Here is a 26,494-nt window from a genome sequence, read left to right as displayed (position 1 = left end):
GTAATTCCCGATGAGTTTCAATCTGGCCGACAAATCCCTCGCAGAGCGCGCCGCGCTGGAAGATGAGAAATCCCGACTGTTCGAACTCTGGCAGAACAATCTGGGCAAAGCCAAGGGCGAAGCCGCGCGGTTGTTCGGCGAGCGCTCCAAGCGCAAGGGCAAATGGGCCGAGTTCGTGCGCGCCGAACTGGACGGCATGTCGCCGCCGGAATTCGCCAACATGGTGCGCAGTGAAGTCAATCGCCTGATGGCGGCCAACAAGTAATCACTCGGCCCTGAAACTGGCGCCTATCGCTTCGCGCACCGTCAGCACCACCGGATCGATCTGGGTGCTGGTGCGCCAGCCCAGTTCGATCGGGTAGCGCGGCAGCGCCAGCGGGCAGGGCAGCAGCACCAGCCCGCTCAGTGAGGCAATGGCCTGCGCGGCGTGGGTCGGAATGGTCGCCACCGCCTCGCTGCCCTTGAGCAGATGCGGCAACGCCGCGAAATGCGTGGTCGAGGCGCAGACCCGGCGAGTCCGGCCCAGCGCCGCCAGCCCTTCATCGGTGATCCCGATAAAACCGCCCGACGACACCAGAAGGTGCTCGCGGGTGACGAATTCTTCCAGATCGATCTGCTGCTGGCCCGGCGCCAGACTCGCCGGATCCACCAGACACGCGTAACCCCCTTCACCCAACACCTGACGGCTGAGCAGCCGCTCGGCAAATCCGCCGGCGGTGATCGCCAGATCGATGCTGCGCTCCATCAGCGCCCGGGCGACGATCTGGCTGTGGGTCTGGCGGAAAATCAGGCGCAGTTTCGGTGCGCGACGGGCGATTTCCTCGATCAGGCGACGGCCGTAAGCGATCTCGAAATCGTCCGAAAGGCCCACAGTGACCGAGCGTCCTTCGTAATGATTGGCAGTCGGGTCGACCATGGCCAGGCTTTGCCGACACTTGTTCAGCGCATCGCTGACTACCGGTTTCAATTGGTTGGCCTTGAGCGTCGGCGCCAGGCCGCGGCCGGTGCGCACGAACAATTGATCGCCATACACTTCGCGCAACCGGCGCAAGGCCGCGCTGACCGCCGATTGGGTTACGCCCAGACGCAACGCCGCGCGGCTGGCACTGGATTCTTCATGCAGGGCTTCAAAGACTTTCAGCAGGTTGAGGTCGACGGTTGCGATATTCATCTGGTTCATATCATTCAGCAGTGGATCGGTCTTTATTCATGATCCCGTGGCGCCGGAGAATGAGCAACACCTGAACTTCACGGAGTGACCGTCATGCCCAAATCAATCGTTGCCGCCCTGCAGATCGGCGCCTTGCCCGGTGGCAAGGCTGAAACCCTGGAACAGATCCTGAGCTGGGAAACCGCGATCATCGAATCCGGCGCCGCGCTGGTGGTGATGCCCGAAGCGTTGCTCGGCGGCTACCCGAAAGGCGAGGGCTTCGGCACGCAGTTGGGTTATCGCTTGCCGGAAGGCCGTGAGGCCTACGCCCGTTATTTTGCCAACGCCATCGACGTGCCGGGTGCGGAAACCGAAGCGCTGGCCGGGCTGTCGGCGCGCACTGGCGCCAATCTGGTAATCGGCGTGATCGAACGGGCCGGCAGCACCTTGCATTGCACCGCGCTGTATTTCGACCCGCAGGCCGGCCTGGTGGCCAAACACCGCAAACTGATGCCAACCGGCACCGAACGGCTGATCTGGGGCAAGGGCGACGGTTCGACGCTGCCGGTGCTCGACACTCAGGTCGGCAAACTCGGCGCCGTGATCTGCTGGGAAAACATGATGCCGCTGATGCGCACGGCGATGTACGCCAAGGGCATCGAGGTCTGGTGTGCGCCGACTGTGGATGAGCGCGAGATGTGGCAGGTCAGCATGCGCCACATCGCCCACGAAGGGCGCTGTTTTGTGGTCAGCGCCTGTCAGGTACAGGCCTCGCCGAATGAGTTGGGCGTGGAAGTTGCCAACTGGCCGGGGGATAGACCGCTGATCGCCGGCGGCAGCGTGATCGTCGGGCCGATGGGCGATGTGCTGGCCGGACCGTTGCGCGGCGAGGCCGGACTGCTTACCGCCGAGATCGACACCGCCGAACTGGTGCGTGCCCGCTATGACTACGACGTGGTCGGCCACTATGCGCGACCGGATGTGTTCGAGTTGAGCGTCGATGAGCGGGCGAAACCGGGTGTGCGTTTCACCGCATGATCTGACTGTCAATACAAAAACTGTGGGAGCTGGCTTGCCAGCGATGGGGCCGTATCAGTCACCGTCACCGTGGCTGACACTCCGCTATCGCTGGCAAGCCAGCTCCCATAAGGATTTGTGAACAGTTTGAAAGTTATGAAACCTACCAGGTGGCAGCACTTGCCCTGGGCAGACTGAGCTTGCCGGTATCGACAAAGCGCATCGTGCCAAACAGCCCGCCCGCCAGTTTGCCGCGTAGCACATAGGGCAGGTTGTCGAGGGTTTGGGTCTGGCTCAGGCCGAGGGTCTGGCGCAGCACCGAGAACGCGGAAATGCTCACCGGGACGCTGACGATGGTTTCGGAGAACCGTGGGATCGAGCCGGTCTGATCGCTCACACCCGACGCCAGCGAATGGCCGTTGACCTCCAGATCCAGCGCGATGCCGTTGTAGTCGATGGGCGTTTCGTTGGGGTTCTGCACCCGCAGCTTGATCGCGAAACGGACTTCCAGATCCTGGCTCGGCAGCGGTTCGAGGCCGACCACGTTGATGTTCACCGGGTCGCGGTTGGGGAACAGCGCGCAGGCGCTGAGGGAGAGCAGAAGCAGGGACAGGATGACGGCTTGGAGGCGGCGCATTGATGCTCTCTCATTGAAAAAGGGCTGAACCGTTGCCGGTATCAGCCCTTTTTGATGGAGCGGACAGGATCAGCGGTTCAACTGTGCGACAGCGGCCGGCGCGGCGGGTTCAGCTTTGGCCGGCAGGTCGGGGTTTTCCATGACCTGAAGGATAGAGGCTTCCGGATCGAAGTCATCTTCTTCCAGTTCGATGAATTCTTCCGGCAGGAAGATATTCAGCACGATCGCACACAGCGCGCCAACGGTGATCGGCGACTCGAAAATGTTGCGCAGCGCCTGCGGCAGCTCGCGCAGCACTTCCGGCACGGCGGCGATGCCCAGGCCCATGCCGACGGAAATCGCCACGATCAGCATGTTGCGCCGATGCAGGCCGGCCTCGGCGAGGATCTTGATCCCGGCCACCGCCACAGTGCCGAACATCACCAGCTCTGCGCCGCCGAGCACCGGCTTCGGCATCAGTTGCAGCACCGCGCCGATCATCGGGAACAGCCCCAGCAGCACCAACAGCCCGGCAATGAAGAACGCCACGTAGCGGCTGGCTACGCCAGTGAGCTGAATCACCCCGTTGTTCTGGGCGAAGGTCACCATCGGCATGCTGTTGAACACCGCCGCCATGGCCGAGTTGAGGCCGTCGGCGAGCAGGCCGGACTTGATCCGGCGGATGTACAGCGGGCCTTTGACCGGTTGCCGCGAGATCATCGAGTTGGCGGTCAGGTCACCGGCAGCCTCCAGCGGCGACACCAGGAAAATCACCGCCACCGGCACGAACGCCACCCAATCAAAGTTGAAACCGTACTTGAACGGCACCGGCACGCTGACCACCGGCACTTGCGGCAGGTTGGCGAAATCCACGGTGCCCATCAGCCACGCCACCACGTAGCCGAGGGTCAGGCCGATGACGATCGCGCCCAACCGCAGGAACGGCACGTCAACCCGGTTCAACACCACAATGGTGCCCAGCACCAGCGCCGCCAGAAACACATGGCTCGCCGCGCCCAGATCCGCCGCGCCGAAGCCACCGGCAATGTCGGTCATCGCCACTTTGATCAGCGACAGGCCCATCAGGGTGATGATGGTGCCGGTCACCACCGGGGTGATCAGCATGCGCAACTTGCCGATGAACTGGCTCAGCACCACTTCGATAAACGCGGCAAAGAAACACACACCGAAGATCGTCGACAGGATTTCATCGGTGCCACCGCCCCGGGCCTTGACCATGAAGCCGGCGCTGAGAATCACGCTGATAAAGGAAAAACTGGTGCCTTGCAGGCACAGCAGCCCCGAACCGACCGGGCCGAAGCGCTTGGCCTGAACGAAGGTGCCGAGGCCCGAGACGAACAGCGCCATGCTGATCAGGTACGGGATTTCACTTTGCAGGCCGAGGGCGCCGCCCATGATCAGGGTCGGGGTGATGATGCCGACGAAGCTGGCCAGTACGTGTTGCAGGGCGGCAAACACCGTTGCGGTGAAGTGCGGACGGTCGTTGAGGCCGTAGATCAGATCGTTGTTGCGCGGGGCTTTTTCAGAGACGGTCATGGTGGTTTGCGTGCCGCAATGCGGGGCCGGGTCGGAAAATGGGTGCGCAGGATGCCGTAAGCGAGGGGCGAGGGCAACGCATGATCGTTCCCACGCTCTGCTCGGGAATGCAGCCGGGGACGCTCCGCGTTCCAAAAAATGCTCAGGTTCGACCAAAGGCTGACAGCAGATCTTCTTCAAAAGCCTTCTGTGCATCGCCAGGCACCTGCGCCCGATGGCGGGCCAGATGGAACGCCACGTCAAAGCTCAATTCGCCTTCGCGCACCGGTCGCAGCAGGCCCTTGTCCTGCCATTGGCGCGCGTAATGGTTGGGCAGATAACCGACGTGCTTGCCGGACAGAATAAAGGCGAGGGTGCCTTCGACCTGCTCCGAGCGTGCCGAGCAGACCTTGCCCTGGAACGGCTCGTCACTGCGCAGAAACCTGTACGGGTGATCGACCCGGTCACAGGCCTGCAACGCCGCATCATCGGGCGCATCGTCGGAAAACAGCGGGTGGCCGGGCGCGCAATACAGATGCTGGGTTTCGCTGAACAGCTCGCGGTAGTCGAACGCGCTCTGCACCTGGGAGAAGTAACCGATGGCCAGGTCCAGCCGCTGTTGCAGCAGCAGACGCTCCATTTCGCCGGGCATGGCGCTGATCAGCTCGATGCGCACCGATTCGTCCCGCTCGCGAAAGCGCCGGATCGCATCCGCCACCCGTTGCAGCACCGACTGATCGACCGCTTCCGACAGACCCAAGCGCACTTCACCGATCAAGCGCCCGGCGACGCCGTTGGATTGATGGCGGAAGGTTTCGATCGAATCGAACAGCGCCCGCGCGGCAATCAACAGTTGCTCGCCCTTGGGCGTCAGGCTGAAACCGCCCTTGCCCCGGTTGCACACCCGATAGCCGAGACGCGTCTCAAGCTTGGCCATTTGCTGGCTGATGCTCGACTGGCTCAGCCCCAGTTCACCCTGGGCTGCGCTGAAACCATTGGATTCGACCACGCCGAGAAACAGCCGCAGAAGCTGAAGATCGACATCGTGGAGCTGACCGAGCATCACATTACTCCTGGATAAAGTCAGGTTAACAAACTTGATATTTCTCGAATGTATCCGACGGCGCATCCTGCCACCACTTTCTTCGGTCAGGTGTTCGTCATGGCTCCCGTCGTCAAGCTGTGTTTGCCCGCGTTGTTGCTTACCGTCTCCATCGCCTCCCAGGCCGAAGAGAAAACGCTCAACCTCTACAGCTGGGCCGATTACGTGGCGCCGGAAACCTTGCAGCGCTTCGAAAAGGAAACCGGCATCCACGTGCGCTACGACACCTTCGATACGTCCGAGGTGCTGGAAACCAAACTGCTCACCGGCGGCAGCGGTTATGACGTGGTGGTGCCGTCGTCCAGCGTGCTGGCCCGTGGGTTGGCCGCCGGCGCGTTGAAGGAAATCCCTCACGAAGGGCTCAAGGGTTACGCCAATCTCGATCCGGATCTGCTGGAAAAACTGGCGGCGGTCGATCCCGGTAACCGTTACGGCGTGCCTTACACCTGGGGCACGCTCGGGCTGGGCATGAACGTCGAAGCCGTGAAGCAGCGGCTGCCCGACGTGCCGCTCAACAGCCTCGATCTGCTGTTCAAGCCCGCATACGCCAGCAAACTCAAGGATTGCGGGATCGCGATTCTCGATTCGCCGCAGGAAGTGATCGGTCTGGCGCTGCACTATCTCGGGAAAGATCCCTACAGCACCGACAAGAAAGATCTGGTCGCCGCCGAAGCCTTGTTGCAGCAGTTGCAGCCCTCGGTGCTGTACGTCGCCACCGGGCGGCAGATCAATGATCTGGCCAACGGCAGCGTCTGCCTGGCGCTGACCTACAACGGTGACGCGAGCATGGCCGCCGATCAGGCGCGCAAGGCCAACAAGCCGTTTGAAGTGGCTTACCGGATCCCCAAGGAAGGCACGCTGGTGTGGCAGGACAACCTCGCCATCCCCAAAGACGCGCCGCACCCGGAAGCTGCTCGCACCTTCATCGAGTTCATGTTGCGCCCCGAATCCGTGGCGGCGCTGACCAATACGCTGTTCTTTGCCACCGCCAACCAGGCCGCCACGCCGCTGGTGGATGAGGCGGTGCGCAACGATCCGGACATTTACCCGAAATCCGAAGTGCGCGAGCGGCTGTACGCCGACCACAGCATGAGCCTCAAGGACATGCGCCAGCGCACACGCCTGTGGACCACTTTCCGTAGCCGCCAATAGCCTTTCATAACAACAGGAGCACACCGATGGACGTGCCAGTGCAAAACGATCAGGCCCTGACCCGTGACAGCCTCTACGGCACCGCTGCCGAAAGTACCTACGCCGGGATTACCAGTTTCATGCGCCGGCGCTACAGCCGCGACCTGCGCGGCGTGGACGTGGCGGTCAGCGGTGTGCCGTTCGACACCGCCACCAGCAACCGTCCCGGCGCACGTTTCGGGCCGCGCGGGATTCGCGCGGCGTCCACCGGGATTGCCTGGGAACGGCACTGGCCGTGGGCGGTCGACCCGTTCGATCATCTGGCGGTGATCGATTACGGCGATTGCGACTTCGATTACGGCTCGCCGCACACCATCCCGGAAAGTATCGAGGCCCACGCCGAGCACATTCTCAGCTCCGGCAGCGCGATGCTCACCTTCGGCGGCGATCACTTCATCAGCTATCCGCTGCTCAAGGCCCATGCGCGCAAGCACGGCACGTTGTCGCTGATCCACTTCGATGCGCACAGCGACACCTGGCCGGATGAGGCGGGCAAGCGGGTCGATCACGGCACCATGTTCTGGCACGCGGCGCGAGAAGGGCTGGTGGATCCGGCGCGTTCGGTGCAGATCGGCTTGCGCACCACCAATGACGATCATCAGGGTTTTCAGGTGCTCGATGCGCGGCAAGTGCATCGCCGTGGTTGCGAAGCCATTGTCGAAGCGATTCGCGCGCGGGTCGGCGATAACCCGGTGTACCTGACGTTCGACATCGATTGTCTGGATCCTGCCTTTGCCCCGGGCACTGGTACGCCGGTATGCGGCGGGTTGAGCACGGTACAGGCTCTGGAAATCCTTGGCGGTCTGCGCGGGATCAATCTGGTCGGAATGGATGTTGTGGAAGTCGCCCCGGCTTATGACCACGCGGACGTGACGTCGCTGGCGGCGGCAACCCTGGCCATGGAGATGCTTTGCCTGTACGCGGCCAGGCATAAAGTCGACGCGTGATCCCCTCCGAGCCTGGTGAAAGCTCCTGACAATTTCTGACACCAGGCTCTGCTAAGCTCCGGCAAATTTCTGCCCAGAGCCTCACACCGTGTCGCGAACCACTCGACTGTTGACCCTGTTGCAAGTGCTGCGTGGCAAGAAGCGCCCGGTGACCGCCGCGACGCTGGCCTCCGAGCTGGAAATCTCCGAACGCACCCTCTATCGCGATATCGCCGAACTGACCGCCCTCGGCGCGCCGATCCATGGCGAGGCGGGCATCGGGTATGTGCTGCGCAGCGGTCTGTTTCTGCCGCCGCTGATGCTCAACGCCGACGAGACCGAAGCCATCGTGCTGGGCCTGCGTTATGTCGATCAGCGCGGCGACGAGGTGCTGAGCAAAGCGGCTGCGGATGCACTGGCGAAAATCGCTGCGGTGCTGGACCCGCAGGCCCAGGAAGCGCTGCGCAATCCGACTGTCATGCCCGGGCCGCCGGGTTACGGTTTTCCGCAAAACGCCGTGCCGTTGAACGTGTTCCGCCACGCCATCCGCGATCAGGCCAAGCTGCACATCGATTACGCCGATGCGCAGCAGGTGCAGAGCCAGCGGTTGATCTGGCCGCTGGCGCTGGGTTTTCTCAACGAGGTGCGGATCATCGTCGCGTGGTGCGAATTGCGCGGCGCCTATCGTACGTTTCGCACCGACCGGATTGCCGCCGCCAGCCTGCAGGGCGAGCGCTATCCGGGGCGGCGCAGCGAGCTGTTGCGCACTTGGCAGCGGCTGATGCAACTGGACGAAAACGGCCGCTTCACTCCTGACAGGAATTGACGCAGGGCTGTTCTAGGATGGCGACAGAACCCGAAAAAAGGAGCTGCACTCATGTTCCATCCCACCTCGATACTCGCCCCGGCCATCGTTGAGTACATCAATGCTGCCAATGCTCGCGATACCTCCCGGGTCGGCAGTTTTTTTGCCGAGGATGCCCACGTGTTCGATGAAGGCCATCATCAGGTCGGCCCGCAGGCCATCGCCAATTGGATGCAGGACACCGCCCAGCGCTATCAGCCGCGGGTCGAAGTGCTCGGCGTCCAGCAGCGCACCGGCAAAGTGCTGGTGCAAGGGCTGATCTCCGGAACGTTTCCCGGCAGCCCGCTGGAGCTGCGCTACACGTTCCGCCTTAACGAACAGGGCAAAATCGCTCGGCTGGATATTTCCCTGTAGCCGTCGTGGCATACTGCCGCGCATGACTTTCGACTCCCCTCTGAGCGCTTGGCAATACGCCGTCGACCACAAGGGCTTCATCCAGGATGAAGCCCAGGAACACGCGGTCTGGGCCTTGCAAAAATGCCATGAAGCCCTGCACGCCGGTGCCCGTTCGGTTACCGGCGTTTACCTGTGGGGCCCGGTCGGGCGCGGCAAGACCTGGCTGATGGACCAGTTTCATCAGAGCCTGCGGGTGCCGGCGCGGCGGCAGCACTTTCACCACTTCATGGGCTGGGTGCACCAGCGCTCCTTTCAGTTGACCGGGATCGCCGATCCGTTGCGGGCCCTGGCCCGTGAGCTGGCGGCTGAAGTGCGAGTGCTGTGTTTCGACGAGCTGTTCGTCAATGACATCGGCGACGCGATCATTCTCGGGCGCTTGTTTCAAGTGATGTTCGATGAGGGCGTGGTGGTGGTCTGCACTTCCAACCTGCCACCGGATCAGCTGTATGCCGACGGCTTCAACCGCGACCGCTTTTTGCCGGCGATCACCGCGATCAAGCAGCACATGCAAGTGGTCGCGGTGAATGGCGCCGAAGATCATCGATTGCATCCCGGTGCCATCGAGCAGCGTTACTGGGTCACTCAGCCGGAGCAGGCTAGCGCGCTAAGCCAGGTGTTCGACGCCTTGGCGGCCGGGCAAACCGTCAGTGGCGAACCGGTGCCGGTCGGTTACCGTGCCTTGAACGTGGTGCAGGCCAGCGATTCGGTGCTGTGGTGCCGTTACGCCGATCTGTGCGACCAACCGTTCGCCGCCATGGATTTCATCGCGCTGTGTGACACCTACCGGGCTATCCTGTTGAGCGAGGTGCCGAACCTCAGCGCGAAAAAACGCGAGGGGCGGATCGCCCGTGGCACCGAGGATGGCGCGGAGCGGGTGGTGGCCGGCGATCGTGAATTGCCGCAGTTGTCGGTGCACGACGACGGCGTGCGCCGCTTCATCGCGCTGGTCGACGAGTGCTACGACCGCAAGGTGCCGCTGTACATCGAGGCCGAAGTGCCGATGGACGCGCTTTATACCGAGGGCTATCTGGAATTCCCGTTCCGCCGGACCCTCAGCCGCTTGCAGGAGATGCAGCTGCAACGCTTCGCCGAGACCTGAAACACGGAGGCGCCACATGACTCAGCCCCTGTCCCACCATTTGCTGACCATGGCTTATCAGAATGCCTGGGCCAACCATCGACTGGCCAAGGCCTGGAGCCAGCTCGACGACACGGAGCTGGCGGCGCCACGGGTCAGTTTCTTCCCGAGCATCCGCCTGACCCTCAACCATATCCTCACCTGCGACTGGTTCTACGTCGACGCGCTGGAGCGGGAGTTGCGCGGTGACGAACCGCATCCCGATTGCTACGTGTTCTTCAACGCTGACGAACCCTTCACCGAGTCACAGGCCTTGCGCCGGGAACAGGCCCATGTCGACCGCAGGCTGATCGCCTACTGCGAGCAACTGCGCGATGCCGATCTGGGGCGCATTGTCACCATCGCCCGCGACACGCCACAGCACGACAGCCGTCTGCGGATGATCTCGCACCTGTTCGAACATCAGATCCACCATCGCGGCCAGGTTCACGCCATGCTTAGCGGCACTTCGGTGAAGCCGCCGCAACTGGACGAGTTTTTCTGTGCCGGCGAGTCCGGTTTGCGAGCCGAGGATTTTGCCGAGCTGGGTTGGACCGAAGAGCTTATCTGGGGGCACTGAAAACGTCGGGTTGTCGCCGGGACCTGCCTCGCGCTAAGGTCGCCGAGCCTATCAGCGCGTATCAAACGCGCCGGGGCCCCGTGCGATCGAGGAAGGAAATGGATTCCGCAGAAATTCTTGTGCTTCAAGCCAGTTACACCAATCCGGTGCATGCCGAAGCCATCGGTGTCGTACTCAATCATTACGCCGAGGACCCGATGGGCGGCGGTCATCCGATTGCCCCTGAACTGTTGCAGCAACTGCCCGCCGAACTGGCCAAACGGCCCCACGCGTTCAGCGTCCTGGCGTTTGTCGGTGGCGAGCCGGCAGGGCTGGTGAACTGCTTTGAAGGGTTTTCCACGTTTGCCTGCAAGCCGCTGGTCAATGTGCACGACGTGTCCGTGGTGACCAAGTTTCGCGGTCTGGGGCTGAGTCAGAAAATGCTGCGCAAGGTCGAGGACATCGCCCGTCAGCGTGGTTGCTGCAAGATCACTCTGGAGGTACTCGAAGGTAACGCCATAGCGCAAAATTCCTATGCCAAATTCGGCTTCGCGCCAGGCATGTTCGACCCGAATCACGGGCGCATGCTGTTCTGGATCAAGGATTTGCAGGCGTAAAAAAAAGGCGCCCGGAAAGGGCGCCCAACTGTCATCTGCGAAGCCAGAGCGAGCCATCGCAGGTCCATCGGTAAAGCGTTCGCTCAAGGGCGATAGGACTCGGTGACCTGGGCGGTCTGGTCTTCCGGGACCTTGAGTTCATTGGTCTTCGCGTCAGCCTGCTGACTTTGTGCGGAATGGACCGGGAAGTTGGCCCAGTAATGTCTCATGCGCTCGGCGCCGCCTTCGGCGAATGCGCTGGCGGATGCCAGGGTGAGTAGACCGGCAAGGATTGCAGTCGTGGTTTTCATGGTGCCTCCTACGAAAAATGTCGGAGCCGTTCATCCATGAATCAAAGCCTCGAGGGGCAGTGTCCGTCGAGGGCATTAACAAGAGGTTAACGCTCGTTCAGTCTAGGTTTTACAGGGTATTTCCACGGCGTATCGGACGAACGCTGCACGCGTGAATGACGCGTGCAGGTTGCAAGGGAAGGGGCAGTACGATTGTAAATGTTGAAAAGGGCCGGTTCCGACCCTTTCTGTTACTCCTGCAGCACCACTTCCGTAGTGGTGGCCGCGGGTTTTTTCGGCTTCATCAGGCTGAAGTCGATCAGGGCCCGCTGTTCGCGTTCGTAAGGGTTGCCGATCAACAGCGGACGCGGCTTGAAGCTGTCGCTGACCAGACTTTTGGTGCGATCCAGCTCATCGAAACTCAAACCGGCCAGATCCGCCCAGGTGTGGATCAAGTGCGAGCTGCTGTACGGCCGGCTCAGGTCCCCGGCGAAGCTCCAGTCGTGGGTTTCACGCCATTTTGGCGACGCCCAGGCCATGAACGGAATGGTGTACATCGGCGCCGTCGGCTTGTTTTCGTTGCGACCCAGCGTGCTGTGGCCCACCGAGTCGAACACGTCTTCACCGTGATCGGAGAGGTAGAGCAGGAAGCCGTTCGGATCGGATTTGGCGTAATCCTTGATCAGGCTCGAGACCACGAAATCGTTGTACAGCACGGCATTGTCGTAGCTGTTGTAGGTCGGCACCTGATCGTCACGCACACCGGGCGGAACGCCGTTGCGATCCTGGAACTTGTCGAAGCTCGGCGGATAACGGTACTGGTAGCTCATGTGCGTACCGAGCAGGTGCACGACGATCAACTTGCGCGGCGCCGCGTCGGCCAGAGCCTTGTTGAACGGCTCGATCACGTCGCCGTCGTACTGCGCGGCGTTCTGGTTGCGGTTGTTGTTCAGGTACACCTGCTCGTCGGCCTGTTCGGAGAAGGTCGTGAGCATGGTGTTGCGTTTGGTCATGGTCTGCTGGTTGGTGATCCAGAACGTCTTGTAGCCGGCCTGTTTCATCATGCTGACCAGCGACGGCGTGGACAGGTACAGGTCCGGGTTTTCTTCGTCGGCGAAGGTCAGCACCTGTTGCAGCGCCTCGATGGTGTACGGGCGCGGGGTGATGACGTTGTCGAAAACCGTCAGCTGATCCTTGAGCTTGTCCAGTTCCGGCGTGGTTTTGCGCGGGTAACCGTAGAGGCTCATGCGCTGGCGATTGGTGGACTCGCCGATCACCAGCACCAGGGTCGCCGGCTGATTGGCGCCCGGGTCCTTGAGGTTTTTCAGCGGCGGGATCTTGCTCGCGCTGTGCAGCATGCCCTGCATGTCGGCCAGGGTTTCCTGATAACGGTGATAAGCCACGGCCATCTGCCACGGCACGGCCGGCTCGATACGGGTTTCGAATTTCTCGAAGCCTTGCTCGAAGCTGCCGGTACGCATTGTCTGCTTGACCAGCGGATAACCGATCACGGCCACCAGGATTGCCATGGCGGCGACGAATGCCCGGCCACGGGGCAGGTACACCGGACGCAAGCGGGTCCACAGGAAATACGCGAACGCGGTGTGCGCGAGGAACGCCGGGACCATCCACCAGGCAAAGTACTGGGTCATGTACTCGCCAGCTTCGGACACGTTCGACTCGAACATGATGAAGATCACGCTCTGGGAGAATTCCTGCTGGTAGATGAAGAAATAACCCAGGCTGGCCATCGAGCAGGCCCACAACACCACGCCGATCAGCGCGGCGAGCAGGCGGGTGCGTTTTGGGAACAGCAGCATCGGCGCCAGCCACACGGCGCTCATCACGAAGGCCTGGCGGAACCCGGTGAACCCTGAGGTGCCCGTCAACTGGATCAGCAGTTGGGTGATACCGGAGAAGTACCAGAAGAACACGAACAGCCAGATAAAACCGGCCCAGTCGAAACCTGTCGCAGTCGTATTGCTGCGTTTGAACACCGCCATTCAGCACTCCAGCTCAGTCGTTACATCCACCACCGGGCGTTTCATGCAAAGGACGCATGAGCCCGACGAACGGAGGCCATGCGCACAGACGCACGGCCAGAATGCGCGGGAGTATCAACAAGCGAATGTGAAAACTTTGTTAGTTGCCGAAAAGGGCAGGAGGTGCAGCATGTCGGGAACAGCAATGGCTGCTCCCGAAGCGGGCGGGGATCAGGCGTGGGGCGAGCGCTGTACGCGTGGCAAGGGCTGCGGCTCGGCGCCTTGGGTCAGCAGGCGCAATTGCGCGAGTTCCTGCTTGAGCTGGTCGCGTTCATCTTTCAACTGACGCAATTCATCACGACGGATGGTGACGTACAGGGTTTGTGGCGGCATTGCTGTGTGTACTGTGCCCATTGCTCACCTCGCAAATGGCGTGTCTCAACTGTAGTTCAGCCCCGAATTCGGTTGCTGACATACTATCGGCGCCGATTTTGATTTCTTTTGCTCGTGAATGGAACTTTTTTATTTTTCATGGTCGTTGTGTCTTCGGCACGTTTCCCGACGTTATCAGTCTGGATCGGGCACAATGCCCGGAAACTTCACACCGACGCTCTGGACTAAGCTCCATGATTCACGTTGGGCTATAACCTTTGACACACTTTTATTTGTAGTAAGGAGCATCAGCACATGCAACTCGGGATTATTGGACTGGGCCGCATGGGCGGCAATATTGCGCGACGTCTGATGCTCAACGGTCACACCACCGTTGTTTACGACCGCAATACCGCCTTTGTCGACACCCTGGCCGCCGAGGGCTCTACCGGCGTCGCCGATCTGCCTGCACTGGTCGCAGGCCTGGCCAAGCCGCGTGCAGTGTGGGTCATGCTGCCGGCCGGCGCACCGACTGAAGACACCATCGAAACCCTGAGCAATCTGCTCGAGGCGGGCGACACCATCATCGATGGCGGCAACACCAACTATAAGGATGACATCCGCCGGGCCAAAACCCTGGCCGAGAAGGGCCTGCACTACATCGACGTCGGCACCTCCGGCGGCGTCTGGGGCCTGGAGCGCGGCTACTGCATGATGATCGGCGGCGATGCCGAGACCGTTAAGCGTCTGGATCCGCTGTTCGCCGCGCTGGCGCCGGGCATGGGCGACATCCCGCGCACCAGGGACCGCAAGTCCGATGACCACCGTGCCGAGCACGGCTACATCCACGCCGGTCCCGCCGGTGCCGGTCACTTCGTGAAGATGATCCACAACGGGATCGAGTACGGGATGATGGCGGCCTTCGCCGAAGGCTTCGACATCCTCAAGACCAAGTCCAGCGAGTTTTTGCCGGAGGACCAGCGTTTCGACCTGAACGTGGCCGACATCGCCGAAGTCTGGCGTCGTGGCAGCGTGGTGTCGTCCTGGCTGCTCGACCTGACCGCCGATGCCCTGGCGGTCGACCCGAAACTCGACGGTTTCTCCGGCTCCGTGGCTGACAGCGGCGAAGGTCAGTGGACCATCGAAGCGGCCATGGAACAGAAGGTGCCGGTACCGGTGCTGTCCAACTCGCTGTTCTCGCGCTACCGCTCGCGCGGCCAGGGCACTTTCGGCGACAAGATTCTTTCGGCCCAGCGCTTCGGCTTCGGCGGCCATGTGGAGACTGCGAAGAAATGACCCATACGATCCGCAGGAAATCCAAGGCAGAACCCGCGCCACCGACCACGCTGTTTCTGTTCGGCGCCCACGGTGATCTGGTCAAGCGCCTGCTCATGCCGGCGCTGTACAACCTGAGTCGCGACGGCCTGCTGGATGATGGCCTGCGGATCGTTGGCGTTGACCATAACGCCATTACCGATGAAGCCTTCGCGCAAAAGCTTGAAGACTTCATCCGCACCGAGGTGGCAGCCAAGGTCGGCAAGGGCGATCAGATGCTTGATCCGGCCTTGTGGGCCAAACTCGCCAAAGGTATCAGCTACGTCCAGGGCGATTTCCTGGACGACAGCACTTATTCAGCCCTGGCGGCGAAAATCGCCGACAGCGGCACTGGCAATGCGGTGTTCTACCTGGCCACCGCGCCACGTTTCTTCAGCGAAGTGGTGCGCCGTCTCGGCAGCGCCGGATTGCTCGAAGAAACCCCGGAAGCCTTCAGAAGGGTGGTGATCGAAAAACCGTTCGGCTCCGACCTGCAAACCGCCGAGGCGTTGAACGCCTGCCTGCTCAAGGTCATGTCGGAAAAGCAGATCTACCGGATCGATCACTATCTGGGCAAGGAAACCGTGCAGAACATTCTGGTCAGCCGGTTCTCCAACAGCCTGTTCGAAGCGTTCTGGAACAACCACTACATCGACCACGTGCAAATCACCGCCGCCGAAACCGTCGGCGTCGAAACCCGTGGCAGTTTTTATGAACACACCGGCGCCCTTCGGGACATGGTGCCCAACCACCTGTTCCAGTTGCTGGCCATGGTCGCGATGGAGCCGCCGGCCGCGTTCGGCGCCGATGCGGTGCGGGGCGAAAAAGCCAAGGTAGTCGGCGCAATCCGCCCCTGGACCACCGAAGAGGCGCGAGAAAACTCGGTACGCGGCCAATACAGCGCCGGTGAAGTCGCTGGCAAACCGGTGTCCGGTTATCGCGATGAAAACAACGTCTCCCCCGACAGCACCACGGAAACCTACGTGGCGCTGAAAGTGATGATCGACAACTGGCGCTGGGTCGGCGTGCCGTTCTACCTGCGTACCGGCAAGCGCATGAGCGTGCGCGACACCGAGATCGTCATCTGCTTCAAACCGGCGCCGTATGCGCAGTTCCGCGATACCGAGGTCGACGAATTGCAACCGACCTACTTGCGTATCCAGATCCAGCCCAACGAAGGCATGTGGTTCGACCTGCTGGCCAAACGTCCGGGGCCGGCGCTGAACATGGCCAACATCGAGCTGGGCTTCGCCTACAAGGACTTCTTCGAAATGCAGCCGTCCACCGGCTATGAAACCCTGATCTACGACTGCCTGACCGGTGACCAGACGCTGTTCCAGCGCGCCGACAACATCGAGAACGGCTGGCGCGCGGTACAGCCGTTCCTTGATGCCTGGCAACAGGACGCCAGTGTACAAACCTATGCCGCCGGCGAAGACGGGCCGAAAGCCGCCGATGACCTGCTGACTCGCGATGGTCGCGTCTGGCATGGTCTCGGATGAGCGAGCCGATCCGTTTTCTGTTGAGTGACATGGACGGCACGCTGTTGCTGCCCGATCACAGCCTGAGTCAGCGCACGATTGACGCGGTTCGTTCGCTGCGCGAAGCGGGCGTGCTGTTCAGTCTCGCCACGGGGCGGCCGCCCAAAGCCATGCTGCATCAAATCGAAGCCCTGGGCGTCGATCTGCCGACCGCTGCGTTCAACGGCGGCACGATCGTCAACCCGGATGGCAGCATTCTGGTCGCGCATTACCTGCCGGCCACGGCCGCGCTGACGGCGCTGGCGCTGTTTGCCGATCAGCCGGATGTCGAAATCTGGGTGTTCAGCGGTGGCGACTGGCTGCTCAAGGATCCGCACGGGCCGATGGTGCCGCGCGAGCAGCACGGGCTGGGTTATCCGCCGGTGGTGGTGGAGAGTTTCGAGCCGTATCTGGAGCGCATCGACAAGATCGTGGCCACCAGCAACAACACCGAACTGCTGATCGAGCTGGAGGCGCGTTTGCTGCCGAAGGTCGAGGGCCTCGCGCAGGTGTCGCGCTCGCAACCGGTGTACCTGGACGTGACGGCAGTCGAGGCGAACAAGGGCTCGGCGCTGGTCACGCTGGCTGAACACCTCGGTGTGCCGCTGGCGCAGACGGCTGCGATTGGCGATGGCGGCAATGATCCGGCAATGTTCCATGTTGCCGGTCTGTCGATCGCCATGGGCCAGGCCGAGGACGCGGTGAAGCGTCAGGCCGATGTGGTGACCGGGCCGAACACCGAGGATGGCGTGGCGCAAGCCATCGAGAAGTACATCTTGCCGCGCTGATTTACGTAAAAAAAAACGGGAGCCCCAGGGCTCCCGTTGTTGTTTCTACAGCCAGTAACTCACGGCGTACCAGCCCAGCAATCCCATCACCACGGTGTAAGGCAACGCCATCCACACCATCCGCCCGTACGACAACCGCACCAGCGGCGCAATCGCCGACGTCAGCAGGAACAGAAATGCCGCCTGACCATTGGGTGTCGCCACGCTCGGCAGGTTGGTGCCGGTGTTGATCGCAATCGCCAGCGTCTCGAAATGTTCGCGGCTCATGTGTCCGGACAGGAACGCCTGCTTCACTTCGGTGATGTAGATCGTGGCGACGAACACGTTGTCACTGATCGCCGACAGCAATCCGTTGGCGATGAACAGCATCCCCGGTTGCTGCTCGGCCGGCAGTGCCAGCACCCACTGGATCAGCGGCGCGAACAGTTGCTGGTCGTGAATCACCGCCACCACGGCGAAGAACACCACCAGCAGCGCGGTGAACGGCATGGCGTCCTTGAATGCGCTGCCCAGACGGTGCTCGTCGGTGATGCCGGTGAAGGCGGTAATCAGCACGATCACCATCAGGCCGATCAAGCCGACTTCCGCAATATGGAACGCCAGCCCGGCAATCAGGATCAGCGCAGCGCAGCCTTGCACCAGCAGGGCGGCGCATTGGCGTGGCGTACGTTCGGCGTTGTCTTCGGCGGCGTAGTTGGCGAGCACGGCGCGTACGTTGTCCGGCAGCAACGTGCCGTAGCCGAACCAGCGCAGTTTCTCCAGCAACAGGCAGGTCACCAGTCCTGCGACCAGCACCGGCAGCGACACCGGCGCGACCTTCTGGAAAAACTCGGCGAAGTGCCAACCCATTTCGTGGCCGATCAACAGATTCTGCGGTTCACCGACCAACGTGCAGACGCCGCCCAGTGCGGTGCCGACAGCACCGTGCATCAACAGGCTGCGCAGGAAAGCGCGAAACTGTTCCAGATCCTCATGATGCAACTGGTGCAGATGCTGGTCATCGCTGAATTCGCTGTCCTGGCGCGGGTCGTTGCCAGAGGCCACCCGGTGATAAACCGAATAGAAGCCCACGGCGGCGCTGATGATCACTGCGGTCACGGTCAGTGCGTCGAGAAACGCCGAGAGAAACGCCGACAGAAAGCAGAACATCAAGGCCAGCAGCGCCTTCGAACGCACGCCCAGCAAAAGACGTGAGAACAGGAACAGCAGCAGGTCTTTCATGAAGTAGATGCCGGCGACCATGAACATCAGCAGCAGAATCACCGGGAAATTGTGCTGCAGCTCTTCGTACAGCGCCTGGGGCGTGGTCATCTTCAGCAGCAGCGCTTCGATCAACAGCAAGCCGCCGGGCATCAGCGGGTAGCACTTGAGCGCCATGGCCAGGGTGAAAATGAACTCGATCACCAGCAACCAGCCGGCGGCGACGGGACCTGCGGCCCACAGCACCAGCGCATTGAGCAGCAGAAACCCGACGATGCACGCCTTGTACCAGCGGGGTGAATGCCCGAGAAAGTTGTGCGCGAACGCCTGGGCCATCGAACCGGACATTGGTTGCTCCTTGTATTAAGAAGCGCGCAAGTTGCCGTAAGCGATGGGCAAGATCAAGTGCAGTTGGATTCGCATCAGTGATTCAGATACCGCGCCACCATTGCACGGTAGTTGCCATCCAGCGAATAGCCGCCCACCAGAATTCCTCCGTCAGGCTGTATCGCCACTGAAGTGGCGGTATCGAGGCTGCGCCCCAGTCGCGTGCGCAACCAGCCATTACCGGAACCGAAGCTTCGGTCAAGGCAGCCGTTGGCCAGATAGCGGGCGACAATAAAGTCGGCTTCAACGCCGCCGATGGTTGCGCCGACCGCGATGATGCGACCGTCCGGCATCGCCTGCGCTGCGCTCCACTGGCAGCCGCTGGGCCCGATCTCCAGCAGATGCGGTTGACCTCTGTTGCAGTGCAGATCGGGTCTGCCGTTGCCATGGACAGATTGCGCCATGCATCGGATCGGATCGCGGCTGCTGCCAAAACAATGCAAATGCTCCGCCGATTCGATGACCTGATTGACCAGTGCACTGTGCCCCTGGACTTTGAAGGCCATGAAGCCGTCTACCGCAAAACGTTCATCGAGCCTGCCGTCCGGCAGGTAGCGGGCGAGCAGACCTTCTTGAGGAAAGTCGATGGAGCCGGCCACCACGATTCTTCCGTCTCCTTGCAGCAGCACGCTGCCGAGCCAGGTATTGAGCAGCAAGTGGCGAACCATGACGAAACCGCGACCGTTGAAGGAGGGGTCGAGGCTGCCATCGGGTGTGAGGCGGATCAGCATGCCGACGTGATCGGCCAGCTCGAAGTGATGGTTGGCGATCAGCAGAATATGCCCGTCCGGTTGCACCGCAAAATCACAGGCTTCGGCGCCCGGAACGCCCGGCGGCAACCAAGCGTCGCGGGTGCCCATGGACAGGTCGCCGGGCAAGCGAACGATTTGTCGGCCGTTGTCGCCGAAGTCCGGGTCAGGCCGGCCTTGGGCGTCGAACAGAGCCAGGGCGGGAAGGGTGCAGTGTTCCGATTCATAGTGCAGGCCTGCCAGCAGAATCCGCCCGTCGGGCAAGACCTGAACTTTGCTGCCCGTCGCTTCGAATCCGCTGGCGAACCGTCCGATCACGCTGCCTTGATTGCCGAAGCCAAGGTCCGCCGATCCGTCCCCGAGCAAGCGGGCCAGACCGAAGCAGTTGCCCTGAGCCGTGCCGACTTTGGCGGCGACCAGAATCCGACCTTGCGCATCAAGTGCCACGCTCTGGGTCAGGCTGGACGTACTGCCGGCGAAGTAAACCTGCGCCACACCGTTACTGGAAAAGGTTTTGTCGAGTTGTCCGGCGTTATTCGCAAGCGTCGGCAACGCGATGGCGGTCTGGGTTGACATGCATGCTTCTCCTTGCGAGTCGACCGATTTCCGGGAGGCGGAACGGGTAACTGCATGAGCGAGACATTCAATCCTTGAATACGCGCAAGTACAACTGACAGAACTAACAGGTGGAGAGTCGCACTGTGCCAGAACAGTGTCTTTTTGAACCAGTCGCAAGCCTGCCAAGTATTCAGGCGCGAAAGTATTGAGGAAAGTTGTACAAAAAGACTGAAGTTGGAAAAAGATTCGCAACTAACAGAAGAGGGCGGATGACTTGAGCGTCATCCGCATTACCCGCAACTATCAGTGTGGCATCGACCAGGACTGCAATGCATAGCCTTCTTCGCTCAGTTCGGCGCGGGCCTGCTGCAGCAGGTGTTCAAGTTGCGCCGGATCAGAGTAGGCACTGCTTGGGATCTGGGTACGACCGATGTGGGAGTTGGTGCGGTCGATCACGGTGAGGCAAAGTTCGCCATTGCCATCTTGTGGGGCCCAGGCGACGCATTGAAACGGTTCAAATGCGCGGTTGGCAATCAAAAGAGCTTCGTTGATACGGAGCGGGGCGGTCATGGGGTCTTCTCTCTTTAAGTGCCCAATCAAGTGATGTGCCGTCGGTTGGGCTTACCGTTCGGCGAGTTACTTGTACTGATGCACGCAACCCGTTGGCAGGTCACACCGGATTTGAAGAAATTTCGAATTTCTTTCATACCCCCAATATTCCGACCTGTTTTTTGAAAGCCTGGCGAAAGAATCAAGTCGATAGCTAACTAATAAAGCGGTTTCTTATAACTGCTTCACTTGTACACCTATAAGCAATCGATACAAGGCCCCGTCAAATTCTTGCTAATGTAACAGTCAGGTTTGCCAAATGACTGTTTTTACGATCATTTCCTAAAATTTGGCGCCAAGGAACAGTCATGAACGAAGCGCCTGCATTACGACGTTTACTGGTCGTCGACCCGTGCGACGACTGTCACCGATTGTTGCCGGGTTTGCGTGCCGTGGGTTGGGACGTCGACAGTTGCAGCCTGGAAAATGCCGCCGACCGAAGTTGCGATGTCGGCTTGCTGCGTTTACAGCCTTTCCACCTGGAACGTCCCGAAGCCGTCAAAGAACTGATCAGCCGCAGCGGCACCGAATGGATCGCCGTGTTGAATCAGGAAGTGCTGCGCTTGCAGAACGTCGGCGACTTCGTCTGCGAATGGTTTTTCGATTTCCATACCTTGCCGTTCGACGTCTCCCGGGTGCAGGTCACCCTCGGTCGTGCGTTCGGCATGGCGCGCCTGCGTGGCCAGGGCACGATTCACGTCGATCAGCCGGAGCACGAGCTGTTGGGCGACAGCAAACCGATCCGCGAGCTGCGCAAACTGCTGAGTAAACTGGCCCCCACCGAGTCGCCAGTGCTTATTCGCGGAGAAAGCGGGACCGGTAAAGAACTCGTCGCCCGGACCCTGCACCGGCAGTCGCAACGTCACAGCAAACCGTTTGTGGCGATCAACTGCGGGGCAATTCCCGAACATTTGATCCAGTCCGAGCTGTTCGGCCACGAGAAAGGCGCGTTTACCGGCGCCCATCAGCGCAAGGTCGGACGTATCGAAGCAGCCAACGGCGGCACCTTGTTTCTCGATGAAATCGGCGATCTGCCGCTGGAACTGCAAGCCAATCTGTTGCGCTTTCTTCAGGAAAAACACATTGAACGGGTCGGCGGCAGTCAACCGATCCCGGTTGATGTGCGGGTGTTGGCGGCGACACACGTCGATCTCGAAGCCGCCATCGAGAAGAAGCGCTTTCGTGAGGATTTGTACTACCGGCTCAATGTGCTGCAAGTGGTGACCGCGCCGTTACGCGAGCGCCACGGCGACCTGTCGATGCTGGCCAACCATTTTTCCCATTTCTACAGTCACGAAACCGGCCGTCGTCCGCGCAGCTTCAGTGAAGATGCGCTGATTGCCATGGGCAAGCACGACTGGCCGGGCAATGTCCGCGAACTGGCCAACCGCGTGCGTCGGGGGCTGGTGCTGGCCGAAGGACGGCAGATCGAGGCCCGTGACCTGGGGCTGATCAGCCAACAGTCGATCGCAGCGCCGATGGGCACCCTTGAAGACTACAAGACCCGCGCCGAACGCCAGGCCCTGTGCGATGTATTGAACCGCCACAGTGACAACCTCAGTGTCGCCGCCAAGGTGCTGGGAGTCTCTCGGCCGACCTTCTACCGTTTGCTGCACAAGCACCAGATCCGCTAGGGCGCGGTGCTTCCTGTCCAGGGAAGCTGAAAAGACCCGCTGCGACTTTCATCGCAGCGGGTCTTTTTATGGTATTGCGGTTAGAAGTAGTACGGGAATTTCAGGCTGAAGGAGAAGTCCGGGGCATCGTCCGTCATGCCGATGGACAGGTTGGGCACGATGGTCAGGTTGTCGGTGGCCGCAATGGTCATGCCGACGTTGAAGTAACCGGCGTTGGCGTCGCTGGACACCACCGATTCCCAATCTCCGCCATCCTGTTTCAGCTTGCTCTTGCGTTGCACAAGATCCGAGACGGAGAACGACATACTCATCTTCTCGTTCAGTGCGAAGGCAACACCCGCGCCAATCTGGAAGCTGTCGCCGATGCGGACCTTGCCCGGGTTTTTCTGGTTGACGGTCGAACTGATGTCGTCGAACGATTCCTCGAAGTTATGGGTGTAGGACAGGCTGCCGAACAGCACGGCCGGGTCAAACGTCTTGACCAGCGAGATGCCCGGGGTGATCGACCAGACGCCGTTGCCGGTAGGCAAGGTGTCAGGCACGAACAGGTTAGAGTTGGCATCGGTCTGGCGCAGCTTGATCCCGAACGGGTCCTTGCCCGTAGGCGCCTTGACCCGTAAGGAAACCACGGCGTCCGGGGTGTTGACCGACTCGTCCAGGAACTTGTACGCAATGCCGAAGTTAACGTCGCCGAGAGTCGGGTCGCGGCTGACGTCCTGTTCGGTGGTGACGTTGGAGGCGCCGCCGTTGCCGCCACCGGACTGATAGGTCGACTCTCGGTAGACCACCGGCACGTTCAGGTCGAACTGCCAGCGGTTGTCGAAGTTGTAGCGCCCCGTCAGGTCTAGTGTCCAGGTGTCGGCCTTGATCCGGTCGAGGTTGATGTTGCCGAGGAAAATCGAGTCCAGGGCGAGGAAACCGTTGAGAATCAGCTGGCGGGTGTCGTAGCGCGAATAGGTCACGCCGGTTTCAAAGCTGAACTTGCCGCCGCCGAAGAAACCGCTGGCTTCGTCGTACAGGTTGGACACGCTCTGTGCCGGTTGCGAATCGTCGGCCAGCGACTGGCCATAGGATGCACCGCTGCCCCCGGCGGCGCCCCCCGACGCTGCTGCAGCCCCGGTGCCAGTGGCTACCCGGTTGCCTTTCATGTCCGAAGGCGATTTGGCCAGGCGTTTTGGGGGCGGGGAGGCGGGTTGCTCTTCGACCTGGCGGACCCGTTGTTCGAGCACCGCCAGGGCTTTTTGTTGTACTTCGTATCGTTGCTTAAGCTCCAGAAGTTCCTGTTTCAGGGCTTCTACATCGGCGTCGGGTGCAGCTTGCAACATTGCCGCGGGTAGAAGAGTACTCAAACATACAGCAGCACGCAGTGATACTGATCGATACATGAATAAGCCGTCCCTTTAAGCCCAATGATCGAGACTCAGCGTAGTTCAATATCCGATGTTGCGTAGTGCCCTGAGTTGAGTCAGGTTGCAGTCCAGTGCGCCGGCAGTCATGCCGTTATTGTTCAGGACAACGTTGAGTTGTGTCAGGTTGTTGACTACGTTTGCGTTACCGAGCAAACGGGTGTTTTGCAGCAGTCCGCCCTGGGCGACCTGTTGCAAGGCTGTCCCCTGATTGCCGGAGGCCTGAATGGCCATTTGAACACCGCCCCCTGTAGCCGAAACCGCGACACTGCCGGCACCGTTGCTGCCGGAAATGGTCTGGCCGGCCATCAAGGCCTGGCCTTGTGCAGGCATCAGTGCAGGTGCCTGGCTGGCTTCTTTGACGTTGATCGCAACGTTGTTGTAGGCGGAGTTGCCGTCGCCAGCGGCGCGCACACTCTGCGTCACGCCCTGGCTGGAGTTGAGTCCCGCGCCACCCACGACCGAGCCAGTCCCCAGTTCCGGGGTACTGCCATTGCCGTGTTCCTTGATGGTCGAGACGTAGAATTCAGGTTTAACCGAAGCGGCCTGCAATTGCATGGTGGCCGAGGCCCCGATCAGATCTCCACTGGCATTGCGCCAGGTACTGCTCATGACGACGCCGAAGCTGATGATCCGGCCCGGCATGACATAGCGACCGCGTAGCTCCGCGAGCTCCTGGTCCTTGATTTCAATGGGTTTGAATCCTGCATTGGCATAGCCTGACACGCTCGCTGCCAGGCAGGCGGCGGCCAGCCAGTATGAGGTTTTCATCTGCTGCTCCCGGGACATCCAGCCCCACTCTTGTAATCGGCGATTAAAAGAAGTCGCTCTGTATGAACCCGAAGTCCATCAATTCAGCATCTTTGACCGGGTTGAAAGCATCCAGCGTGTTTTTGGCTGTCAGCGGTACCGGAGGACTGCGCAATGCATTGGTCTTGTCGTATCCGGGGCCGACGATGGCAAAGACAATGCCGTTCCAACCTTTGACAAAGTCATCATGGGAGTAGCGTTTGTGTCCTAAAACCGGGTCTCCGATGTAAACCCAATCCTTGTCCGCCCGCTGCATCACCACGAAATGCTTGTAGCCGCGAATTTCCATCAGTACCACCACCGGGATCGTCACTGCGTCGAGTTTTTCCGGTGGGATCTTGTAGCCCCTGGCGCGCATGCCGATGCTTTCTATGTAGCGCTTCATGTCGAGCATGGAGAAACCTTGAGTACGAACAAGGTCCTGGTCAGCGTTGACCAGCATGCCTTTGATGATGTGCTCCTCATCGACGTCGAGCCAATAAGCCTGGCGCAATACCGTTGCCAGTGCGGCGGCGCCGCAGCTGAAGTCGGTTTTCTGTTCGACGATGTCGGCAAACTTGCGCTCACGAATGCTTTGCACGTTCTTGTAGACGAGCGTGCCGCCAGGCAGGGCAGCGACGGGCATCTGACCGGCCTGAGTCAGGCCACAGACACAAAGCAGAGCGAAGAGAGCAGTTTTACGCATGATCGATACGCCTTTGCGGACTGAGGAAAAGCCCCGTTTCCGGGGCTTTCGTTTCGATCGCGATTACATGCAGGCTTTGCAACCTGCGGCGATGGACAGCGAGTTGCTTTGTTGGTTGCCCACACCCGCCGAGACGTTGGCTCCGCCGTTGCCGGAGAAGTTGTTCATCGAGTTGGTCATGTTGGCATTGTTCACAACAGGTGCTTTCCAGCCATCTTTGGTCAGCACTTGCTGAGTGGTGACGCCAGCGAGGCCAAAGGTACCCACGGCTTCGAACTTGGCTTTCTGGTCATCGTTGCCGCCGTGGCCGCCGCCACGATTGCCATAACCACCGTGGTGGTCATCGTCTTCGATGGTCGCAGTGCCTTTGGCCTTGAACACGCCAGCGGCTGCGAAGGTACCGGTAAGGGTGTCTTTTTTGTAGGTCTGCACGCCTTTGTTGTCGACGACCAGGCCAGTGGAGGACTGGTTGGCAGCAGCAGCGGCAGTGGCTACACGACCACCCGATACGGCGATTGCCAGGTTGTTTTTCTGTTGGTTGAAGTTGCCGGCAGTCACGTTAATACCGATGTTGCCGGAACCATTGTTGCCTGCATTGTTAAGCGTGGCGTTATTGAAGGTGGACGAGTTTTTCACATAGTTGTTGTTGTTGACTTGAGTGGCACTCGAGGCAGCAACAGCGGTGCCGAAGATGAAGCTTTCGTCGGCGGTGGCCAGGGCGGCGGCGTTGTCTTGTTGGTTGCCGTCACCGGCTGCAACGTTGGCGCCCATGTTGCCGTTGGAGCCATTGAGCGAGTCACTGGCGTTGGCATTGTTGACGGTGCCCTGGTTTTTCACCACGTTGCCATCGCTGTTTTGTGCATCGAGCACTGCAGCGCCGGCGCCGGCGGTGATTTGCAGCAGTTGTTCCAGGGTTGGGCCTTTCGGACCATGGTTGCCATGACCGTTGCCGTGCCCGTTACCATGACCGCGATCATCGTCGCGACCGCCTGCCTGTGCTGCGATTGCCATCACTGCTGCAAGTGCGAAAACCAGTGGTTTGAGGGCCATTGTAGGTTTCATGGTGTTTCTCCGTGCTTATTAGTTGGTTAAGTGTTGGTACTTTCTAATTGCACTGCT

General features: G+C 60.7%; 27 protein-coding genes. 13 read left to right on the top strand and 14 right to left on the bottom strand.

What is annotated here, in order from left to right; genetic code table 11:
- Positions 1-10: 10 nt before the first annotated feature.
- Positions 11-265, top strand: a complete 255-nt coding sequence (locus tag BMZ46_RS20355) for a hypothetical protein (protein ID WP_007957535.1) — start codon at positions 11-13, stop codon at positions 263-265.
- Here the strand turns inward: BMZ46_RS20355 and BMZ46_RS20350 are convergent, their stop codons facing one another.
- Positions 266-1,180 carry a LysR family transcriptional regulator gene (locus tag BMZ46_RS20350; protein ID WP_039768161.1) on the bottom strand — a complete coding sequence of 305 codons (915 nt, stop codon included), beginning with the start codon at positions 1,178-1,180 and terminating at the stop codon, positions 266-268. It lies immediately after the preceding gene.
- Positions 1,181-1,264: 84 nt separating this feature from the next.
- On the opposite strand from BMZ46_RS20350, the gene BMZ46_RS20345 reads away from it, so the two are divergent.
- Positions 1,265-2,188: a carbon-nitrogen hydrolase family protein gene (locus BMZ46_RS20345; protein ID WP_074690937.1), complete on the top strand. Its 924-nt coding sequence runs from the start codon at positions 1,265-1,267 to the stop codon at positions 2,186-2,188.
- Positions 2,189-2,330: 142 nt separating this feature from the next.
- Here the strand turns inward: BMZ46_RS20345 and BMZ46_RS20340 are convergent, their stop codons facing one another.
- The 3 genes from BMZ46_RS20340 to BMZ46_RS20330 all read right to left on the bottom strand — a co-directional run bounded on the left by BMZ46_RS20340 (position 2,331) and on the right by BMZ46_RS20330 (position 5,382).
- Positions 2,331-2,804, bottom strand: a complete 474-nt coding sequence (locus tag BMZ46_RS20340) for an LEA/WHy family protein (RefSeq protein WP_039768163.1) — start codon at positions 2,802-2,804, stop codon at positions 2,331-2,333.
- A 69-nt stretch (positions 2,805-2,873) separates the two neighbouring features.
- Positions 2,874-4,340 (bottom strand): nucleobase:cation symporter-2 family protein, encoded by a 1,467-nt coding sequence (locus tag BMZ46_RS20335; RefSeq protein ID WP_074690938.1) that lies wholly within the window; start codon positions 4,338-4,340, stop codon positions 2,874-2,876.
- A gap of 142 nt (positions 4,341-4,482) precedes the next feature.
- Positions 4,483-5,382: a LysR family transcriptional regulator gene (locus tag BMZ46_RS20330; RefSeq protein WP_074690939.1), complete on the bottom strand. Its 900-nt coding sequence runs from the start codon at positions 5,380-5,382 to the stop codon at positions 4,483-4,485.
- A gap of 99 nt (positions 5,383-5,481) precedes the next feature.
- On the opposite strand from BMZ46_RS20330, the gene BMZ46_RS20325 reads away from it, so the two are divergent.
- From BMZ46_RS20325 to BMZ46_RS20295, 7 genes are all read left to right on the top strand, one after another.
- Entirely contained in the window at positions 5,482-6,573 is a 1,092-nt protein-coding gene (locus BMZ46_RS20325; RefSeq protein ID WP_074690972.1) for a polyamine ABC transporter substrate-binding protein, read from the top strand.
- 26 nt (positions 6,574-6,599) lie between these two features.
- Positions 6,600-7,559, top strand: a complete 960-nt coding sequence (gene speB / locus BMZ46_RS20320) for an agmatinase (RefSeq protein WP_074690940.1) — start codon at positions 6,600-6,602, stop codon at positions 7,557-7,559.
- Between the two features lie 88 nt (positions 7,560-7,647).
- Positions 7,648-8,364, top strand: a complete 717-nt coding sequence (locus BMZ46_RS20315; RefSeq protein WP_039768169.1) for a helix-turn-helix transcriptional regulator — start codon at positions 7,648-7,650, stop codon at positions 8,362-8,364.
- A gap of 51 nt (positions 8,365-8,415) precedes the next feature.
- Entirely contained in the window at positions 8,416-8,757 is a 342-nt protein-coding gene (locus BMZ46_RS20310) for a nuclear transport factor 2 family protein (protein WP_007957516.1), read from the top strand.
- 22 nt (positions 8,758-8,779) lie between these two features.
- Entirely contained in the window at positions 8,780-9,898 is a 1,119-nt protein-coding gene (zapE, locus tag BMZ46_RS20305; protein ID WP_074690941.1) for a cell division protein ZapE, read from the top strand.
- 16 nt (positions 9,899-9,914) lie between these two features.
- The gene (locus tag BMZ46_RS20300; RefSeq protein WP_074690942.1) at positions 9,915-10,496 is read left to right on the top strand and encodes a DinB family protein; all 582 of its coding nucleotides are present in this window, start codon (positions 9,915-9,917) and stop codon (positions 10,494-10,496) included.
- 98 nt (positions 10,497-10,594) lie between these two features.
- On the top strand, positions 10,595-11,092 hold the full coding sequence (locus BMZ46_RS20295; RefSeq protein ID WP_039768172.1) for a GNAT family N-acetyltransferase: 498 nt from the start codon (positions 10,595-10,597) through the stop codon (positions 11,090-11,092).
- A gap of 83 nt (positions 11,093-11,175) precedes the next feature.
- On the opposite strand, the gene BMZ46_RS20290 is transcribed toward BMZ46_RS20295, so the two are convergent.
- The 3 genes from BMZ46_RS20290 to BMZ46_RS20280 all read right to left on the bottom strand — a co-directional run bounded on the left by BMZ46_RS20290 (position 11,176) and on the right by BMZ46_RS20280 (position 13,757).
- On the bottom strand, positions 11,176-11,382 hold the full coding sequence (locus BMZ46_RS20290) for a hypothetical protein (RefSeq protein WP_074690943.1): 207 nt from the start codon (positions 11,380-11,382) through the stop codon (positions 11,176-11,178).
- 230 nt (positions 11,383-11,612) lie between these two features.
- A complete protein-coding gene (locus BMZ46_RS20285) occupies positions 11,613-13,364 on the bottom strand; it encodes a phosphoethanolamine transferase CptA (protein ID WP_074690944.1) in 1,752 nt (583 codons plus the stop codon).
- A gap of 210 nt (positions 13,365-13,574) precedes the next feature.
- Positions 13,575-13,757: a DUF6026 family protein gene (locus tag BMZ46_RS20280; RefSeq protein ID WP_007957508.1), complete on the bottom strand. Its 183-nt coding sequence runs from the start codon at positions 13,755-13,757 to the stop codon at positions 13,575-13,577.
- Between the two features lie 273 nt (positions 13,758-14,030).
- Between BMZ46_RS20280 and gnd the strand changes: the two genes are divergently transcribed.
- From gnd to BMZ46_RS20265, 3 genes are read left to right on the top strand one after another with little or no spacing between them, the layout of a single operon-like run.
- Entirely contained in the window at positions 14,031-15,011 is a 981-nt protein-coding gene (gene gnd, locus BMZ46_RS20275) for a phosphogluconate dehydrogenase (NAD(+)-dependent, decarboxylating) (RefSeq protein ID WP_074690945.1), read from the top strand.
- The gene (gene zwf, locus BMZ46_RS20270) at positions 15,008-16,531 is read left to right on the top strand and encodes a glucose-6-phosphate dehydrogenase (RefSeq protein WP_074690946.1); all 1,524 of its coding nucleotides are present in this window, start codon (positions 15,008-15,010) and stop codon (positions 16,529-16,531) included. Before gnd ends, zwf begins: the two co-directional genes overlap by 4 nt.
- Positions 16,528-17,337 (top strand): Cof-type HAD-IIB family hydrolase, encoded by an 810-nt coding sequence (locus tag BMZ46_RS20265; RefSeq protein WP_074690947.1) that lies wholly within the window; start codon positions 16,528-16,530, stop codon positions 17,335-17,337. The genes zwf and BMZ46_RS20265 overlap by 4 nt, the downstream gene beginning before the upstream one ends.
- 45 nt (positions 17,338-17,382) lie before the next feature.
- On the opposite strand, the gene nhaB is transcribed toward BMZ46_RS20265, so the two are convergent.
- The 3 genes from nhaB to BMZ46_RS20250 form a co-directional block, all read right to left on the bottom strand.
- Positions 17,383-18,885, bottom strand: a complete 1,503-nt coding sequence (gene nhaB / locus BMZ46_RS20260) for a sodium/proton antiporter NhaB (protein WP_074690948.1) — start codon at positions 18,883-18,885, stop codon at positions 17,383-17,385.
- Positions 18,886-18,959: 74 nt separating this feature from the next.
- Positions 18,960-20,249 carry an NHL repeat-containing protein gene (locus tag BMZ46_RS20255; RefSeq protein WP_074690949.1) on the bottom strand — a complete coding sequence of 430 codons (1,290 nt, stop codon included), beginning with the start codon at positions 20,247-20,249 and terminating at the stop codon, positions 18,960-18,962.
- Between the two features lie 285 nt (positions 20,250-20,534).
- Positions 20,535-20,801, bottom strand: a complete 267-nt coding sequence (locus BMZ46_RS20250; protein WP_039768183.1) for a hypothetical protein — start codon at positions 20,799-20,801, stop codon at positions 20,535-20,537.
- Between the two features lie 347 nt (positions 20,802-21,148).
- Between BMZ46_RS20250 and BMZ46_RS20245 the strand changes: the two genes are divergently transcribed.
- The gene (locus BMZ46_RS20245; RefSeq protein ID WP_039768186.1) at positions 21,149-22,474 is read left to right on the top strand and encodes a sigma-54 dependent transcriptional regulator; all 1,326 of its coding nucleotides are present in this window, start codon (positions 21,149-21,151) and stop codon (positions 22,472-22,474) included.
- Positions 22,475-22,554: 80 nt separating this feature from the next.
- Here the strand turns inward: BMZ46_RS20245 and BMZ46_RS20240 are convergent, their stop codons facing one another.
- The 4 genes from BMZ46_RS20240 to BMZ46_RS20225 all read right to left on the bottom strand — a co-directional run bounded on the left by BMZ46_RS20240 (position 22,555) and on the right by BMZ46_RS20225 (position 26,437).
- Positions 22,555-23,859, bottom strand: a complete 1,305-nt coding sequence (locus tag BMZ46_RS20240) for a transporter (RefSeq protein ID WP_039768189.1) — start codon at positions 23,857-23,859, stop codon at positions 22,555-22,557.
- A 45-nt stretch (positions 23,860-23,904) separates the two neighbouring features.
- Positions 23,905-24,651, bottom strand: coding sequence for a hypothetical protein (locus BMZ46_RS20235; protein ID WP_039768927.1), 747 nt, complete (start codon positions 24,649-24,651; stop codon positions 23,905-23,907).
- 43 nt (positions 24,652-24,694) lie between these two features.
- On the bottom strand, positions 24,695-25,375 hold the full coding sequence (locus BMZ46_RS20230; RefSeq protein ID WP_039768191.1) for a C39 family peptidase: 681 nt from the start codon (positions 25,373-25,375) through the stop codon (positions 24,695-24,697).
- 63 nt (positions 25,376-25,438) lie between these two features.
- Entirely contained in the window at positions 25,439-26,437 is a 999-nt protein-coding gene (locus BMZ46_RS20225) for a hypothetical protein (protein ID WP_039768193.1), read from the bottom strand.
- Positions 26,438-26,494: the final 57 nt, after the last annotated feature.

Origin of the sequence: Pseudomonas sp. NFIX49 (assembly GCF_900115915.1) — a bacterium.
Classification (GTDB): Bacteria; Pseudomonadota; Gammaproteobacteria; order Pseudomonadales; family Pseudomonadaceae; genus Aquipseudomonas; species Aquipseudomonas pharyngis.
This window is presented reverse-complemented; position numbering and strand designations above follow the sequence as displayed.

Excerpts from the sequence above, each read along its gene's own strand:
- speB (WP_074690940.1), top strand. The coding sequence starts at position 6,600 with ATGGACGTGCCAGTGCAAAACGATCAGGCCCTGACCCGTGACAGCCTC.
- BMZ46_RS20240 (WP_039768189.1), bottom strand. The coding sequence starts at position 23,859 with ATGTATCGATCAGTATCACTGCGTGCTGCTGTATGTTTGAGTACTCTT.
- zapE (WP_074690941.1), top strand. The coding sequence starts at position 8,780 with ATGACTTTCGACTCCCCTCTGAGCGCTTGGCAATACGCCGTCGACCAC.
- BMZ46_RS20255 (WP_074690949.1), bottom strand. The coding sequence starts at position 20,249 with ATGTCAACCCAGACCGCCATCGCGTTGCCGACGCTTGCGAATAACGCC.
- BMZ46_RS20310 (WP_007957516.1), top strand. The coding sequence starts at position 8,416 with ATGTTCCATCCCACCTCGATACTCGCCCCGGCCATCGTTGAGTACATC.
- BMZ46_RS20285 (WP_074690944.1), bottom strand. The coding sequence starts at position 13,364 with ATGGCGGTGTTCAAACGCAGCAATACGACTGCGACAGGTTTCGACTGG.
- BMZ46_RS20345 (WP_074690937.1), top strand. The coding sequence starts at position 1,265 with ATGCCCAAATCAATCGTTGCCGCCCTGCAGATCGGCGCCTTGCCCGGT.
- gnd (WP_074690945.1), top strand. The coding sequence starts at position 14,031 with ATGCAACTCGGGATTATTGGACTGGGCCGCATGGGCGGCAATATTGCG.
- BMZ46_RS20350 (WP_039768161.1), bottom strand. The coding sequence starts at position 1,180 with ATGAACCAGATGAATATCGCAACCGTCGACCTCAACCTGCTGAAAGTC.
- BMZ46_RS20295 (WP_039768172.1), top strand. The coding sequence starts at position 10,595 with ATGGATTCCGCAGAAATTCTTGTGCTTCAAGCCAGTTACACCAATCCG.
- nhaB (WP_074690948.1), bottom strand. The coding sequence starts at position 18,885 with ATGTCCGGTTCGATGGCCCAGGCGTTCGCGCACAACTTTCTCGGGCAT.
- BMZ46_RS20230 (WP_039768191.1), bottom strand. The coding sequence starts at position 25,375 with ATGCGTAAAACTGCTCTCTTCGCTCTGCTTTGTGTCTGTGGCCTGACT.
- BMZ46_RS20250 (WP_039768183.1), bottom strand. The coding sequence starts at position 20,801 with ATGACCGCCCCGCTCCGTATCAACGAAGCTCTTTTGATTGCCAACCGC.
- BMZ46_RS20225 (WP_039768193.1), bottom strand. The coding sequence starts at position 26,437 with ATGAAACCTACAATGGCCCTCAAACCACTGGTTTTCGCACTTGCAGCA.
- zwf (WP_074690946.1), top strand. The coding sequence starts at position 15,008 with ATGACCCATACGATCCGCAGGAAATCCAAGGCAGAACCCGCGCCACCG.
- BMZ46_RS20330 (WP_074690939.1), bottom strand. The coding sequence starts at position 5,382 with ATGCTCGGTCAGCTCCACGATGTCGATCTTCAGCTTCTGCGGCTGTTT.
- BMZ46_RS20325 (WP_074690972.1), top strand. The coding sequence starts at position 5,482 with ATGGCTCCCGTCGTCAAGCTGTGTTTGCCCGCGTTGTTGCTTACCGTC.
- BMZ46_RS20290 (WP_074690943.1), bottom strand. The coding sequence starts at position 11,382 with ATGAAAACCACGACTGCAATCCTTGCCGGTCTACTCACCCTGGCATCC.
- BMZ46_RS20235 (WP_039768927.1), bottom strand. The coding sequence starts at position 24,651 with ATGAAAACCTCATACTGGCTGGCCGCCGCCTGCCTGGCAGCGAGCGTG.
- BMZ46_RS20245 (WP_039768186.1), top strand. The coding sequence starts at position 21,149 with ATGAACGAAGCGCCTGCATTACGACGTTTACTGGTCGTCGACCCGTGC.
- BMZ46_RS20265 (WP_074690947.1), top strand. The coding sequence starts at position 16,528 with ATGAGCGAGCCGATCCGTTTTCTGTTGAGTGACATGGACGGCACGCTG.
- BMZ46_RS20280 (WP_007957508.1), bottom strand. The coding sequence starts at position 13,757 with ATGGGCACAGTACACACAGCAATGCCGCCACAAACCCTGTACGTCACC.
- BMZ46_RS20340 (WP_039768163.1), bottom strand. The coding sequence starts at position 2,804 with ATGCGCCGCCTCCAAGCCGTCATCCTGTCCCTGCTTCTGCTCTCCCTC.
- BMZ46_RS20355 (WP_007957535.1), top strand. The coding sequence starts at position 11 with ATGAGTTTCAATCTGGCCGACAAATCCCTCGCAGAGCGCGCCGCGCTG.
- BMZ46_RS20300 (WP_074690942.1), top strand. The coding sequence starts at position 9,915 with ATGACTCAGCCCCTGTCCCACCATTTGCTGACCATGGCTTATCAGAAT.
- BMZ46_RS20335 (WP_074690938.1), bottom strand. The coding sequence starts at position 4,340 with ATGACCGTCTCTGAAAAAGCCCCGCGCAACAACGATCTGATCTACGGC.